This is a genomic window from Pseudomonas xanthosomatis (assembly GCF_019139835.1).
Lineage (GTDB): Bacteria > Pseudomonadota > Gammaproteobacteria > Pseudomonadales > Pseudomonadaceae > Aquipseudomonas > Aquipseudomonas fakonensis.
This window is the reverse complement of the sequence record NZ_CP077075.1, coordinates 4,262,860-4,275,509: the sequence shown is the minus strand read 5'-3', so window position 1 is coordinate 4,275,509 and position 12,650 is coordinate 4,262,860. Positions and strand designations below refer to the sequence as shown.

The following is a 12,650-nucleotide window of genomic DNA, read 5'->3' as shown; positions in this document are numbered from 1 at the left end:
GCACCAATGTTAGTAATAATTATTTACATTTGTCGACCCTGGACTACCCGGTGCTCATTCACCGCGCCGCAGCGGGCCAGGCCACATGCTACGCAACACGCCGTCGCGGCGCACCAGTGCGTGCATCAGCGCGGCGCCCAGGTGCACCAGCACCGTGGCGAACAGCAGGTAGCCGGCCCAGCCGTGGGCCTGGCGCAGCACCGCGTACAGCTGCAGGTCGTGGGGCGCGATGGCCGGCAGTTGCAGCGGGCGCGGGTAGCCGCCGGCCGAGAGCATCGCCCAGCCCAGCAACGGCATGGCCAGCATCAGCAGGTACAACAGCAGGTGCGAAGCGCCGGCCGCCAGGCGCTGTATCGGCGGCAGTTCACGCGGCAGCGGCGGGTGCGCCAGGCTCAGGCGCAGGGCGATGCGCAGCACTACCAGCAGCAGCAGGGCAAGGCCGGTGGCCTTGTGCAGTTCGACCATCAGCGGGTGGCGTGTGGACAGGTCGCCGACCATGCTCACGCCGATGAACAGCATGGCGATGATCAGCACGGCCATCAGCCAGTGCACCAGCCGGGCCAGGGGGTGGAAGGCGGTAGTGCTCATGGCTTGGCTCCTTCGCTCAGGGCTTCGTGGCTGCGGCGGTTGAACGATACCGAATAGGCGGCCGAGCGCGCGGCCAGGATCGGGTCGGCGGACGGCCGGATGCCGTGTGGCAGAATCAGCGGGTCGAAGTTCAGGTCGCGGCAGGCGCCTTGCTCGGGGCCGTCGACCTGCTGCAGCACCAGGGTGCCGGCATCAATGCTGCGCCGCTCGGCCGGCCAGGGGCGGGCCGGGTCGTCCACCGGGTCACCGGGCTCGGCCAGGGTCAGGCGCAGGGTCCAGCGCAACGGCCCTTGGGCCAGGCGCTGGGCGAGGTCGTGCTGGAGGAACTGCTTGTCGTCCACCTGGCCCGGCAGGGGCGCGAACGGGGTTTGCGGCTCCAGCGCCCAGCGCACCGGGTGGGCCTTGCCGCTGGCGTCGATCAACTGGAAGGCATTGATGCTGTTGTAGGCGGTGCTGGCGAAGCTGTCGCTGGGCTTGTAGCCCGCCGCCCACTGGCGAAACGCCGCGCTTTCCGGGTGGGCGGCGAAGAACGCCTGCATCTTCGCCGGGTCCGGCTTGCCGGTGGCCGGGTCCGGCGCGCCGGCCAGTACCTGGTCATAAAACCCCTGGGGGGTGCTGACCGCCAGCACCGGCGGGTTGTTCATGCCGGTGCGCCATACCTGGCCGTCGTCGCTGCTCAGCTGGATCGCCAGGCTGCGCACCGGCACTGCGGTGTCCGGGGCGAAGGGGTTGGCGCCGCCGATGGCGAAGCGGCCGATCACCGGCACGTTCTGCTGGCTGAACACCCGTGCGCTGGACAAGCTGGCGGCCTGGCCGCTGGCCTGGAAGTAGCCGCTGACGCACAGGCCCTTGGCGTGGTTCTTGCGGTAGCCGGGGTGGTGCCCGGCCTGGGCTTCGAAGGTGTCGATGATGCGCTGCGGGGTGAGCTTGGCCGGGCCGACCCAGCCGGCGGCATAGGCAAAGCCCGCACCCAGCGCCACCAGCGTGGCGCCGATGGCGGCCAGGCGCAGGGCCTTGGCGGGGCCGTTCAGGGGAGTGGTCATCAGGCAGTCCGTTGTAGTGGGAATGAACCGGTACGACGCAGCAACGCCGGGTTTATTCCCGGCATTGTGCAAAGGCATTGCGGGATCGGGTTGCGTGGGAGCGGGCTATTGCTGCGGCTGCATGGAATAAAATCCCCCCAGCGCCGTCTGCTGTTTACACTGACCGCCCACCGGGGCCCGAACATGCATGATCTGGACGACCAACACTGGCGCGAGCTGCTGCAGCGGCTGCGCCGTTTCGCCTTGTGGCTGTGCCGCGACGCCACCAGCGCCGACGACCTGGTGCAGGCCACCGCCGAGCGCGCGCTGAGCCGCTTGAGCCAGCAGCGCACCCAGCAAAGCCTGCGCGCCTGGCTGTTCACCATCCTTTACCGGCTGTACCTGGACGGCAAACGCCGCGAGCGTTTGCACGCGCGCTGGCTGAACTGGTTCGGCCGCAGCCAGGCCGAGGAGCCGCTGGGCGGCGACACCGAAAGCATCGTCCTGGCCCAGGCCGACCTGCAGGCCTTCGCCAAACTGTCGGACGAACAGCGTGCGTTGCTGTTGCTGGTCAGCGTCGAGGGCCTGAGCTACAAGGAAGCCGCGCAGGCCCTGGGCATTCCTATCGGTACCGTGATGTCGCGCCTGTCGCGCGCCCGCGCCGCCCTGCGCGAACTGACCGACGGCAACCCCGCGCCCGCCACCCTGCGGAGACTCAAATGACACGCCTGATCCCCACCGAACACGAGCTGCACGCCTTCGTCGACGAGCGCCTGGAGCCGGCGCGCCGGGCCGAGGTCGAAGCCTGGCTTGCCGCCAATCCGCATGAGGCGCAGCGCCTGGAAGCCTGGCGCAACGATGCGCGGCGCCTGCGCACTGCCCTGGCCGGCTTTGCCGAGCAACCCAGTGACCCCGCCCTGGACCTGGCCCCGCTGCGCCGCCGCCTGCGCCAGCGCCGGCAACGCCAGTTGGCCACGGCAGCGGTGCTGCTGCTGGCCGTGGGCGTCGGTGGGCTGGGGGGCTGGCAGGCGCGCGAGGCGACCCTGGCCGCCATCGAGAAGCCCATGGCCGATGCGGTGCAGGCGCACCGCTTGTTCGCCGATACCACCGCGCTGGATATCCAGGCCAGCGACCCGGCCCGCCTGCAGGCCTGGCTGGGCCACCACTTCAACCGCGTCGGCCGGCTACCCGACCTGACCGGCTACGGCCTGCAACCGGTGGGTGCGCGGCTGCTCAGCAACGAGGCGGGGCCGGCGGCCTTGCTGGTATTCGAGGACGCCAAGGGGCAGCGCATCAGCCTGTTCCTGCGCTCGCCCGGCGAGCGCTTCGAGCGCATGCCCACCGGCCAGCGCACCGACGGCCAGCTGGAGGCGCGTTACTGGTCGCATGGCGACTACAACTTCGCCCTGGTCAGCGCCTCTGATGATGTGCGCGGCGAGCCTGTACGCCAGGCGCTGAACCTCAGCCTGTAAGCAGCTCGAGCAACTGCTGGCGGGCTAGGCAGCCGTCACGCCAGGTACAGCGGCAGCGGCGCCTATACATCGTGCAACGGGCAAGGAGCGCCAAGATGACCCACACCAAGACTGTATTGGCTACGGCGGCAACTACTACATCATCGTCGAGCCGCAGCAGAGCTACGCCGGGCTCGATGGCCTGAAAGCCGACGACCTGGTGCGCATGAGCCACCTGGTGCGACAAGCCCACGGCCCCCGGCGACAAGGCCATCGACCGCTCGCCGTGCGGCACCGGCTCGTCGGCGAGGGTGGCGCAGTTGGTAGCGCGCGGGCGGCTCAAGGTGGGCGAGATCTTTGTACACGAGAGCATCACCGGCACCACCTTCAACTGCCGGGCCGAGGAGGTGGCCCGGGTGGGCGAGTTCGATGCGGTGCGGCCGAGTGTGGCGGGGTGGGCAAGGGTGATCGGGTACAACACCATCGTGGTCGATGATCGTGACCCGTTGGCCCATGGGTTCCAGATTGCGTGAAGTGAGTTGAGTACGCCTGGCGACAGGCGCTAGAGTCATCGCGGGGCAAGCCCGCTCCCACGCTATCGGTGGGAGCGGGCTTGCCCCGCGATGCTTTGTGTCCCCCAACGATCCTTCAAAGGAAGCTGAAGATCCATGCCCGACTACAAGCTCCACTGCTTCGCCGAATCCGGCAACGCCTACAAAGCGGCACTGATGCTCGAACTTACCGGCCAGCCCTGGCAGGCGGTGTTCGTCGACTTTTTCAACGGCCAGACCCGTGATCAGCAATGGCGCGACGAGGTCAACGAGCAGGGTGAGGTGCCGGTGCTGGAGCACGGCGAGCAGCGCCTGACCCAGTCGGCGCTGATTCTTGAGTACCTGGCCGAACGCACCGGGCAGTTTGGCCCGCAGGACGAGGCCGAAAGGCGCGAGATCTGGCGCTGGATGCTGTTCGATAACCACAAGTTCACCGCTTACTACGCGGCGCTGCGGTTTATCTTTTGCCTGAAGAATTCTGGCGAGACCCCGGTCGTTCAGTTTTTGCGCGAGCGGGCGACGGCGGCTTACCGCATTGTCGATGCGCACCTGGCCAAGACGCCGTTCATGGTCGGTGGGCGGTTGACCATTGCTGACCTGTCGTTGGCGGGGTATGTGTTCATGCCGGAGGATACCGGGATTGATCTGGCTGAGTTCAAGCATATCGAGGCTTGGAAGGCGCGGATCATGGCGGTGCCGGGGTGGAAGCATCCTTATGAGTTGATGCCGCGGGTGGCGGGGTGAGGGGGCTTTGATTGGGTGGGGTTGTGTCAGGTGCTCGCCATGACCGCTGTTTCAGGGCTTTGAGGTGTTCGCCACAATCTCTGCATCAGGGCTTACAGGTGCTCGCCGAGAGGTTTGCAGCGCCTATGAGATCGAGCGCCGCCCGCGCGGCGCTTCGCGGTGGTTCGGCACCCCGACAAGCCCGCTCCCACAGTTTGTTTCGGGCCAATTACTCCTGTGAAAGTACCGCTGTCCGCCTTGGGGCATGTCTTGAGCCATGTGAGGCGGCTGCGATGCCCACGCTGAAATCGCGCCATGCAAACAAGGCGGACCCGGTACCGGCACAGGAGAGACTGGCCCGAAACAAACTGTGGGAGCGGGCTTGTCGGGGTGCCGAACCACCGCGAAGCGCCGCGCGGGCGGCGCTCGATCTGATAGGCGCTGCAAGGTTTGTGGCGGGCACCTGCAAGCCCTCACGCGGTCCCATCCAAGAATTTTCAGAGCCTCCCGCCAAACCCAATTCATCAGACTTTCCCTATTCCCTGTAGGACGTTTCCCAAACAAGCTTTTCCACCCGTTTTGCCATTGCCCGAGCCCGCGTCGGTCACTAGTCTCGGCCAGCCGCTGCAAATTCAGCGGCCGGTTTTGACAGACCGTCTACGTTGCCTCGTGTGCAGGCCCATCATGGTGGCTGTACGTGTGGGCACCCCGTGTGCGCCGAGTGCCAACGTCTCGGTCTGTCAACCCGCGTACAGCTGCCTCCCGCTTGTTTGACAGCAAGTAAGCGGTAGCTCTCCTCAACCACGTTGGAGTACGAGCATGCTGAAGATTGTCCCCGATCCACCCCATCCCCACCTGTTCGAAGACACCCTGGTGCAAACCACCGAGCACGTGAACTGTGCCCTGGCCGTCACCCATCAATCGCTGTTGCTCAGCACCCGCTCACCGGGCTCGTTCCTGTTGCTGGCGGCGATGCACGAGCTGGAAAGCGTGCGCACCTTGTTGGAGACGCTGCTGGCGCAAGTGCAGCAAGTATCCGAGGCGCCGCAGACGGTGCATTGATGGCTGCATAGGCAAGTCGGCCCCATTGCCGGCAAACGATGGGGCCATCAGAAACTCCAGGGAGACAGGCAAATGACCACGGACACACCCCGCACCACCCCCGGCAAGACCCGCTTCAGCCAGGGTGAAAACAACCCCCAGCCGCTGTTTCGCATCGAACCCGGCATCCCCTGCAACCACGCCCGCGAACAGGCCTCGGAACTGATGGGCTATGTCAGCCACCTGACCCTGGTGGGGGTAATGGATGAAGACCCGAAGATGGTCTGGGCCGCGCACTACCTCAGCGCCTTGGCCAAGGCGTTGATGGACGATGCCGAGTTGGGCCTGAAGCACTAGGCCACGCGGTCCCCTGTAGGAGCCGGCTTGCCGGCGATGAGGCCCGGACAGGCAATGATGTTTGTCTCGCGGGCCCTATCGCCGGCAAGCCGGCTACAGGTATAGCGGCGGCCTGAAGTCCATGTGATCCCTGTAGGAGCGGCCTTGTGCCGCGAAAGGGCTGCGCAGCGGCCCCAGGATCTCGGCATCATGCACAATCGCCGAGGCCGCTTTGCGGCCCTTTCGCGACACAAGGCCGCTCCTACATCGACCGCGTAACCTACAGGGCCTGCAACCGCCGGTAGCCATTCGGCGTCTGCCCGCTGAGCCGTTTGAAGAACCGCGCAAAGTACGTCGGGTCGCTGAACCCCAGGCTGTCGGACAACTGCCCGATGCTCATGCGTGTGTAAACAAGGCTGCGCCGCGCCTCCAGCAACAGCCGCTGGTGAACCACGAGCTAATCTATGCCCACCATGAGCGCGGCTTCGTGCTGTGCAGCCAGCGCTCGCAAACCCGAAGCCACTACTACCTGCAGGTGCCGCTTGAAGAGCGGGTGGAGGACTGGCCGGATGCGCGCTTTTGGGGCGAGCTGAAGACGCGCCTGCCGGCGGATGTGGCCGAGCGCCTGGTCACCGGCCCTGCGCTGGAAAAAAGCATCGCGCCACTGCGCAGCCATGTGGTCGAGCCCATGCAGCATGGCCGGCTGTTCCTGGTGGGGGATGCCGCGCACATCGTCCCGCCCACCGGGGTCAAGGGGCTCAACCTGGCGGCGTCGGACGTCAACTACCTGTATCGCATTTTGCTGAAGGTGTACCGCGAAGGGCGCACCGACCTGCTGGCGCAGTATTCACCCATGGCCCTGCGCCGGGTGTGGAAGGGTGAGCGTTTCAGCTGGTTCATGACCCAGCTGCTGCATGATTTTGGCGAGCACCAGGACGACTGGGACCGCAAGATGCAGGCCGCGGACCGCGAGTATTACCTGGGGGCGGAGGCGGGGTTGCTGAACATTGCCGAGAATTATGTGGGGTTGCCGTTCGAGGAGGTGGCGTAGGTTGGGCTGTAGGTAGCACATCGACATGCCTGGAGCCTGTGGGAAGCGGCCTGGTGTCGCGATGGGCTGCGTAGCAGCCCCGGCAATCTTGCATGTGCTCGAGATCCTGGGGCCGCTTCGCAGCCCATCGCGACACAAGGCCGCTTCCCACCGATACCGCACGTGATGCTGTGCTATTGCTCCAGCACTTCGACCATCTCCCCATACCCGCGCTGGCGCGCATGCTCCAGCGCGGTCACGCCGTCCTTGTCGGCAATCGCCCGGTCCGCCCCGGCCGCCAGCAGGCGACGCACGATCTCCACATGGCGCGGCCCGCCATCACCCAGAATCACCGCCTCCAGCAGTGCGGTCCAATGCAGGCGGTTGAGGTGGTTCACCTGCACCCCGGCATCGATCAGCAACTGCACGGTTTCTACATGCCCGCGCTCGGCCGCCGGGATCAGCGCCGTGCCGCCGTAGCGGTTGGTGCTGTTGAGGTCGGCGCCGTGGGCCAGGGTCAGGCGCAGGATTTCGTTCAGCCCGCGGGCGCCGGCGTACAGGTAGGGGCTGTCCTGAATGTTGTCCTTGGCATTGACGTCGGCCCCGGCCGCGATCAACGCATCGGCCGCCGCCACCTGGTTGGCGTGGGTGGCCACCAGCAGTGCGGTCTGGCCGTCGCCATTGCGAGCATCGACCGGGGCGCCCTGGGCCAGCAGTTCACCAATGGTTTGGGCATCGCCGCGCTGGGCGGCTTCGAGCAGGCGGGTGTCCATGGGGCGCTCCTTGGCAAGGGTGGGCAGGCTCAGCAGGGCCAGCAGCAGGGCGGCGATCATCGTACGCATGGCGACGGTTCCTGGGGGGCGAGGGGCCATCCTAGGCAAGCGTTACCGGCAGCGGAAGTGAAGTATCCGCATGACTTTGAGTCGATTTGTGAATGGTTGCCCGGGGCAGGGGGCCGTGATAGAAGTCAGGCCTGCCATTCAGAAGTTGAATTTCAAGATGTCCATCAGCGTTAAATCGAATAGAGCCCTGTTCGACCTCGACCTGCTGCGCGCCATCGTGGTGGTGGCCGATTGCGGCAGCTTCACTACCGCCGCCGCGCGGCTGCATTCCACCCAATCGACCATCAGCCAGAAGGTGCGCCGCCTCGAAGAGATGGTCGGCCACCGCCTGCTGGTGCGCGGCAACCGCGACGTGCTGCCCACCGACGCCGGCCAGACCCTGCTCGGCTACGCCCGCCACATGCTGGCGCTGAACGACCAGATGCTCGAAGCCCTGGCCGGCGCCATGGTTGGGGTGACCGTGCGCCTGGGCGTGCCCGAAGACTTCGTCGGCGGGCGTACCACCAACGCGCTGTCGGCGTTCAGCCGCTGCCACCCGCAGGTCAAACTGGAAGTCACCAGCGGCCTGTGCCGCGACCTCAGCCAGGCCTACGACAATGGCGAGCTCGACCTGGTGCTGCTCAAGCAGCGGCGCAACAGCCGCGAAGGCGTGGCCTGCTGGCCCGAGCGCCTGCAGTGGATCGACAGCGCGCGCATGCCGTCCTTCGAGCTCGACCCTATCCCGCTGGTGACCTTCCCCCCGCGCGGCCTGTACCGCGACGACATGATCAACGCCATCGAAGGCATGGGCCGGCGCTGGCGCATCAGCTTCACCAGCTCGAGCCTGAGCGGCATCCAGGCCGCGGTGGCCGACGGCATGGGCATCAGCCTGCTGCCGCCGCGGGCGGCAACCGCCGAACACCGCGTGTTGGGCGCCGCCGAAGGGCTACCGGGGGTGGACAGCTACGAGATCGTCATCGTCTGCCGGCCAACGGCAGACGTAATGGTGAAGGCATTGGCCGATGTGCTGACGGAGCTGTTGGGCGAGCAGGCGATTTGAGTTGCGGGCACGCCACAAGGCCGCTCTTTGGCAGGAGCGGCCTTGTGGCGGTATCACGCGGTTACTGCAGGTGCACCTTCAACTCCCCAGCCGCCTGGCGCATCGCGGCCTGTACCGCCGGCACCTGGCTCAGCGGGTTGAGCAGCCCGTAATCGTGGATCATGCCGTTGTAGCGCACTGCGGTCACCGTCACACCGGCTGCATTCAGGTGGCGGGCATAGGCTTCGCCTTCGTCACGCAGTACATCGAACTCGGCCGTTTGCACCAGCGCAGGCGGCAGGCCCTTGAGCTGCTCAGGGGTGGCGCGCAGCGGCGAGGCGTAGATTTGCGCACGCTGGCCGGCGTCGGTGGTGTAGCTGTCCCAGAACCATTTCATCATGCCGGTGGTCAGGAAGTGGCCCTCGGCGAACTGTTTGTACGAAGCGGTCTCGAAGCTGGCATCGGTCACCGGCCACAGCAGCAGCTGGAAGCGCAGTTTCGGCGTGCCGGCTTCTTTCGCCTTCAGCGCGACCACCGCCGCCATGTTGCCGCCGACGCTGTTGCCGGCCACCGCCAGGCGGCTGCTGTCCACGCCGATCTGCTTGCCGTGCTCGGCAACCCAGCGGGTGGCGGCGTAAGCCTGGTTGATGGCGGTGGGGTAGTGGGCCTCGGGGGACGGTGTGTAATCGACGTACACCGCCACTGCACCAGAGCCGACCACCAGGTCGCGGATCAGGCGCTGGTGGGTAGGGTAGTCGCCCAGCACCCAACCGCCGCCGTGGAAGAACATGAACACCGGCAAATCACCCTTGACCTTGGCCGGGCGCACGATGGTCAGCTTCAGCGGCTGGCCGTCGGCCTGGATGCTGCGCTCGCTGACCTCGATACCCGACAGGTCGACCTTCACCGAAGCCTGGGCGCCGGTCAGTACCGCACGGGCGTCTTTCGGGCTGAGCTGCTCGAGCGGCTTGCCGCCACCTTGGGCGAGGGCGTCGAGGAAGGCCTGGGTGTGTTGTTCCACACCTGGGCTGCCGGCGGCGAAGGCGCTGCTGACCGAAAGGGCGAGAAGGCTGGTGGCGAGGGTTTTGCGGACAATGTTCATGGCGAATCCTTTTCAATTTGAGTGTGTGTACTGGGCGTCTTGCCTGGCCTTGGGGCCATCGCTGCGACTTGTGTGCAGATTAAGCAGATGCCATGGGCGGAAAAAGCGGCTATAAAGCGTTTGACTGTCAATCAGAGCGTGACAATGAACCCGTACGAAGACATGCGAATTTTTGCCCAGGTTATGGAGGCCGGCAGTTTCACCGCTGCGGCCGAGCGCCTGGGGCTGTCCAAACAGTTCGTCAGCCGCCGGCTGATGCAGTTGGAAGAGCGCCTTGGCGTGCGCCTGCTCAACCGCTCGACCCGGCGCCTGGACGCCACGCCGCTGGGTGAGCGTTACTATCAGAACGCCCTGCGCCTGCTCGACGAGGTGCAGTTGCTGGAGCAGGACATCAGCGGGCAAACGCAAGCGCTGCGCGGCACCTTGCGCCTGAGCGCGCCGCTATCGTTCGCCATCGCCCACCTGGGTTGCCTGCTCACCGAGTTCTTGCGCTTGCACCCCGGCGTGGATGTGGAGGTAGACCTGAGCGACCGCGCCGTCGACCTGATCGGCGAGGGTTACGACCTGGCGCTGCGCATCGGCACCCTGGAAGACTCCAGCCTGATCGCCCGACGCATCGCTGCGGTGGAGCGGGTGTATTGCGCCAGCCCGGCGTACCTGGCGCTGCGCGGCACGCCGCAAACGCCGGAGCAGTTGGCCGGGCACGATTGCCTGCCCTACGGGCATGCGCGCCAGGTGCAGTGGCAGTTCAGCGCGCAGGGCAAGGCGCGCAGCATTGCCGTGAGCGGGCGCATGCGCGCCAACAATGGCGAGATGCTGCGCGATGCGGCGGTGGCGGGGATGGGGGTGACCTACCTGCCGACCTTCATCGTCGGCCAGGCGCTGGCCGAGGGGCGGCTGGTGCAGGTGCTGGAGGGTTGGGCACCGCCTGCGCTGCAGCTGTCGGCGGTGTATCCGCAGCACCGCCAGGTGGCCCGGCCGGTGCAGGTGTTCGTGGAGTTTCTGCGCGAACGGCTGGCGGTGCTGTAAGGGGGTAAATACCATCGCGGGGCAAGCCCGCTCCCACGCCGTTTTACGTGGGAGCGGGCTTGCCCCGCGATGGGCGTTCGGTCAGGCCGCCGCGGCCAGTTTGGCGCTGGTCTGCCGGCGGCGGTAGGCGCTGTCACGGCTGGCCAGCCACCAGTACAGCGGCGAGGTCACCGCCAGGCCCACCAGCCACGAAAGGTCCGCACCGTTGATGTACTCGGACACCGGGCCCACGTACAGCGGGGTGTTCATGAACGGCACCTGCACCACGATGCCCACCGCGTAGGCCAGCAGCGCCTGCGGGTTGTAGCGCCCGTAGATGCCGCCATCGACCTTGAAGATCGACTGGATGTCGTAGTCGCCCTTGTGAATGGCGTAGAAGTCGATCAGGTTGATCGCGGTCCACGGCACCAGCACCACCAACAGTACCAGCACCATGTCGACGAAGTGGCCGATGAAGTCTGCCGAGGCGAACACCGCCACCACGCAGCAGGCCGCCAGCACCACCAGCGACAGTACGGCGCGGCTGCGCGCGGTGGGGATCCAGCGGTAGGCGAAGGTCTGGATCAGCGTGATGATCGACAGCACCGCGCCATACAGGTTGAGGGCGTTGTGGCTGATCACGCTGAGCAGGAACAGCACCAGCATCAGCGGGCCGAGGGTGCCGGTGGCGAGCTTCACCGCATCCATGGTGTCCATGCCCGCCGGGATGGCCAGCACTGCCACCGCGCCGAAGATGAACGACAGGCTCGAACCCAGGGCCGAGCCCAGGTAGGTGGTCCAGAAGGTCGAGCTGACCTTGACGTCGGCCGGCAGGTAGCGCGAGTAGTCCGATACGTAGGGGGCGAAGGCGATCTGCCACAGCGCCGCCAGCGACACGGTGGCCAGCCAGCCGGCCAGGTTGAAGCCGCCGCGGGTGAGGAAGTCGTCGCTTTGCACATGGCTGAAGATGTAGCCAAAGCCGACCACGATGCCGATGCCCAGCACCCAGGTGCCGATGCGGTTGAGCACGTGGATGAAGCGGTAGCCGATAATGCCGATGATGCCCGAGCCCAGCGCACCGATGACGATACCCACCGGCACCGGCACGCTGTCGACCACCCCGTGCAGCGACTTGCCGGCCAGCACGATGTTGGAGGCGAAGAAGCCGATGTACATCACGCCGGCGATCACCACCACCAGCAACGCGCCGAGCGAGCCGAACTGGGCGCGGCTCTGGATCATCTGCGGGATGCCCATCTGCGGGCCTTGGGCCGAGTGCAGCGCCATCAGCACGCCGCCGAGCAGGTGGCCGACCAGAATGGCGACGATCCCCCAGACCAGGTTCAGGTGGAACAGCTGCACGCCGAGCGCGCCGGTGACGATGGGCAACGGCGCGATGTTGCCGCCGAACCACAGTGTGAACAGATCCCTTACCTTTCCATGGCGGTCTTGCGGCGGCACATAGCCGATCGTGTGTTTCTCGATGAGGGGTGCCGAATTGGCTGCACTGGTCATGACTGACTCCAAGGCAAGGAGGGGCAACCGCAGCTGCCCGGGGGCGTGCCGGCAAGGGGCGACGCGTTCTTGTTGGAGCGATGATGGGGGCCGGGCAGGGAACGGGAAATTAGTAAATTTGTGCTCATGAACCTTAAAAAAGCTAAGGCTGGCAAAAGGTTAAGGGATGAGTGGTAGCAAGGAGGGTGCCAGGTGGCTGGCGGCGTTGAGTGGCTTGGGTTTGCAGGTGCCGGCGGTGTTGCCGGTGGTCTGTGATGGTGCGCGGCGCACAGTGTTGGCGCGCAATAAGAGCACCGCTGCTCCCTGTAGGAGATCACCCAGCCCTTTCGGGCTGCGCTGTCGCGCAGAGAACTGGTCTCGCAGATGCACCGCTGCCCACAGAGACCGTGTTAAATCAATGAGTTGCAGTTTGTTCTATGAGAG

General features: G+C 66.1%; 13 protein-coding genes and 2 pseudogenes. 9 read left to right on the top strand and 6 right to left on the bottom strand.

Annotated elements, in window-relative coordinates; translation table 11 throughout:
* Window positions 1-54: 54 nt before the first annotated feature.
* Both KSS93_RS18770 and KSS93_RS18765 read right to left on the bottom strand, forming a co-directional pair.
* Window positions 55-588 carry a cytochrome b gene (locus KSS93_RS18770; protein WP_217885459.1) on the bottom strand — a complete coding sequence of 178 codons (534 nt, stop codon included), beginning with the start codon at window positions 586-588 and terminating at the stop codon, window positions 55-57.
* The gene (locus tag KSS93_RS18765) at window positions 585-1,631 is read right to left on the bottom strand and encodes a catalase family peroxidase (protein ID WP_217885458.1); all 1,047 of its coding nucleotides are present in this window, start codon (window positions 1,629-1,631) and stop codon (window positions 585-587) included. Before KSS93_RS18765 ends, KSS93_RS18770 begins: the two co-directional genes overlap by 4 nt.
* 183 nt (window positions 1,632-1,814) lie before the next feature.
* Between KSS93_RS18765 and KSS93_RS18760 the strand changes: the two genes are divergently transcribed.
* The 6 genes from KSS93_RS18760 to KSS93_RS18735 all read left to right on the top strand — a co-directional run bounded on the left by KSS93_RS18760 (window position 1,815) and on the right by KSS93_RS18735 (window position 5,733).
* Entirely contained in the window at window positions 1,815-2,333 is a 519-nt protein-coding gene (locus tag KSS93_RS18760) for a sigma-70 family RNA polymerase sigma factor (RefSeq protein WP_217885457.1), read from the top strand.
* Entirely contained in the window at window positions 2,330-3,082 is a 753-nt protein-coding gene (locus KSS93_RS18755; protein ID WP_217885456.1) for an anti-sigma factor family protein, read from the top strand. The genes KSS93_RS18760 and KSS93_RS18755 overlap by 4 nt, the downstream gene beginning before the upstream one ends.
* A gap of 290 nt (window positions 3,083-3,372) precedes the next feature.
* Entirely contained in the window at window positions 3,373-3,594 is a 222-nt protein-coding gene (locus KSS93_RS18750; protein WP_263975031.1) for a proline racemase family protein, read from the top strand.
* 135 nt (window positions 3,595-3,729) lie between these two features.
* The gene (locus tag KSS93_RS18745; protein ID WP_217885455.1) at window positions 3,730-4,356 is read left to right on the top strand and encodes a glutathione S-transferase family protein; all 627 of its coding nucleotides are present in this window, start codon (window positions 3,730-3,732) and stop codon (window positions 4,354-4,356) included.
* A 798-nt stretch (window positions 4,357-5,154) separates the two neighbouring features.
* On the top strand, window positions 5,155-5,397 hold the full coding sequence (locus KSS93_RS18740; RefSeq protein ID WP_217839114.1) for a hypothetical protein: 243 nt from the start codon (window positions 5,155-5,157) through the stop codon (window positions 5,395-5,397).
* A 72-nt stretch (window positions 5,398-5,469) separates the two neighbouring features.
* Window positions 5,470-5,733, top strand: a complete 264-nt coding sequence (locus KSS93_RS18735) for a DUF3077 domain-containing protein (RefSeq protein WP_217885454.1) — start codon at window positions 5,470-5,472, stop codon at window positions 5,731-5,733.
* A gap of 259 nt (window positions 5,734-5,992) precedes the next feature.
* Here the strand turns inward: KSS93_RS18735 and KSS93_RS18730 are convergent.
* Window positions 5,993-6,166: pseudogene (locus KSS93_RS18730) on the bottom strand (helix-turn-helix domain-containing protein); the annotation flags it as partial.
* Between KSS93_RS18730 and KSS93_RS18725 the strand changes: the two are divergent.
* A pseudogene (locus KSS93_RS18725) lies at window positions 6,140-6,763 on the top strand (FAD-dependent monooxygenase); the annotation flags it as partial. The pseudogenes KSS93_RS18730 and KSS93_RS18725 sit on opposite strands and share 27 nt — an antisense overlap.
* Before the next feature lie 173 nt (window positions 6,764-6,936).
* Here the strand turns inward: KSS93_RS18725 and KSS93_RS18720 are convergent.
* A complete protein-coding gene (locus KSS93_RS18720; protein WP_217885453.1) occupies window positions 6,937-7,584 on the bottom strand; it encodes an ankyrin repeat domain-containing protein in 648 nt (215 codons plus the stop codon).
* A gap of 157 nt (window positions 7,585-7,741) precedes the next feature.
* Between KSS93_RS18720 and KSS93_RS18715 the strand changes: the two genes are divergently transcribed.
* Complete coding sequence (locus tag KSS93_RS18715) at window positions 7,742-8,623, top strand: LysR substrate-binding domain-containing protein (RefSeq protein ID WP_217885452.1); 882 nt, start codon at window positions 7,742-7,744, stop codon at window positions 8,621-8,623.
* A 61-nt stretch (window positions 8,624-8,684) separates the two neighbouring features.
* Here KSS93_RS18715 and KSS93_RS18710 read toward each other — a convergent pair whose 3' ends face one another.
* Window positions 8,685-9,704 (bottom strand): alpha/beta hydrolase, encoded by a 1,020-nt coding sequence (locus KSS93_RS18710; protein ID WP_217885451.1) that lies wholly within the window; start codon window positions 9,702-9,704, stop codon window positions 8,685-8,687.
* Window positions 9,705-9,848: 144 nt separating this feature from the next.
* On the opposite strand from KSS93_RS18710, the gene KSS93_RS18705 reads away from it, so the two are divergent.
* A complete protein-coding gene (locus tag KSS93_RS18705) occupies window positions 9,849-10,733 on the top strand; it encodes a LysR family transcriptional regulator (protein WP_217885450.1) in 885 nt (294 codons plus the stop codon).
* 81 nt (window positions 10,734-10,814) lie between these two features.
* Here the strand turns inward: KSS93_RS18705 and KSS93_RS18700 are convergent, their stop codons facing one another.
* Window positions 10,815-12,227, bottom strand: a complete 1,413-nt coding sequence (locus KSS93_RS18700; protein WP_217885449.1) for a purine-cytosine permease family protein — start codon at window positions 12,225-12,227, stop codon at window positions 10,815-10,817.
* Window positions 12,228-12,650: the final 423 nt, after the last annotated feature.

Coding starts and splice junctions, on each gene's coding strand:
- KSS93_RS18770 (WP_217885459.1), bottom strand. CDS start 588: ATGAGCACTACCGCCTTCCACCCCCTGGCCCGGCTGGTGCACTGGCTG.
- KSS93_RS18765 (WP_217885458.1), bottom strand. CDS start 1,631: ATGACCACTCCCCTGAACGGCCCCGCCAAGGCCCTGCGCCTGGCCGCC.
- KSS93_RS18760 (WP_217885457.1), top strand. CDS start 1,815: ATGCATGATCTGGACGACCAACACTGGCGCGAGCTGCTGCAGCGGCTG.
- KSS93_RS18755 (WP_217885456.1), top strand. CDS start 2,330: ATGACACGCCTGATCCCCACCGAACACGAGCTGCACGCCTTCGTCGAC.
- KSS93_RS18745 (WP_217885455.1), top strand. CDS start 3,730: ATGCCCGACTACAAGCTCCACTGCTTCGCCGAATCCGGCAACGCCTAC.
- KSS93_RS18740 (WP_217839114.1), top strand. CDS start 5,155: ATGCTGAAGATTGTCCCCGATCCACCCCATCCCCACCTGTTCGAAGAC.
- KSS93_RS18735 (WP_217885454.1), top strand. CDS start 5,470: ATGACCACGGACACACCCCGCACCACCCCCGGCAAGACCCGCTTCAGC.
- KSS93_RS18720 (WP_217885453.1), bottom strand. CDS start 7,584: ATGCGTACGATGATCGCCGCCCTGCTGCTGGCCCTGCTGAGCCTGCCC.
- KSS93_RS18715 (WP_217885452.1), top strand. CDS start 7,742: ATGTCCATCAGCGTTAAATCGAATAGAGCCCTGTTCGACCTCGACCTG.
- KSS93_RS18710 (WP_217885451.1), bottom strand. CDS start 9,704: ATGAACATTGTCCGCAAAACCCTCGCCACCAGCCTTCTCGCCCTTTCG.
- KSS93_RS18705 (WP_217885450.1), top strand. CDS start 9,849: ATGAACCCGTACGAAGACATGCGAATTTTTGCCCAGGTTATGGAGGCC.
- KSS93_RS18700 (WP_217885449.1), bottom strand. CDS start 12,227: ATGACCAGTGCAGCCAATTCGGCACCCCTCATCGAGAAACACACGATC.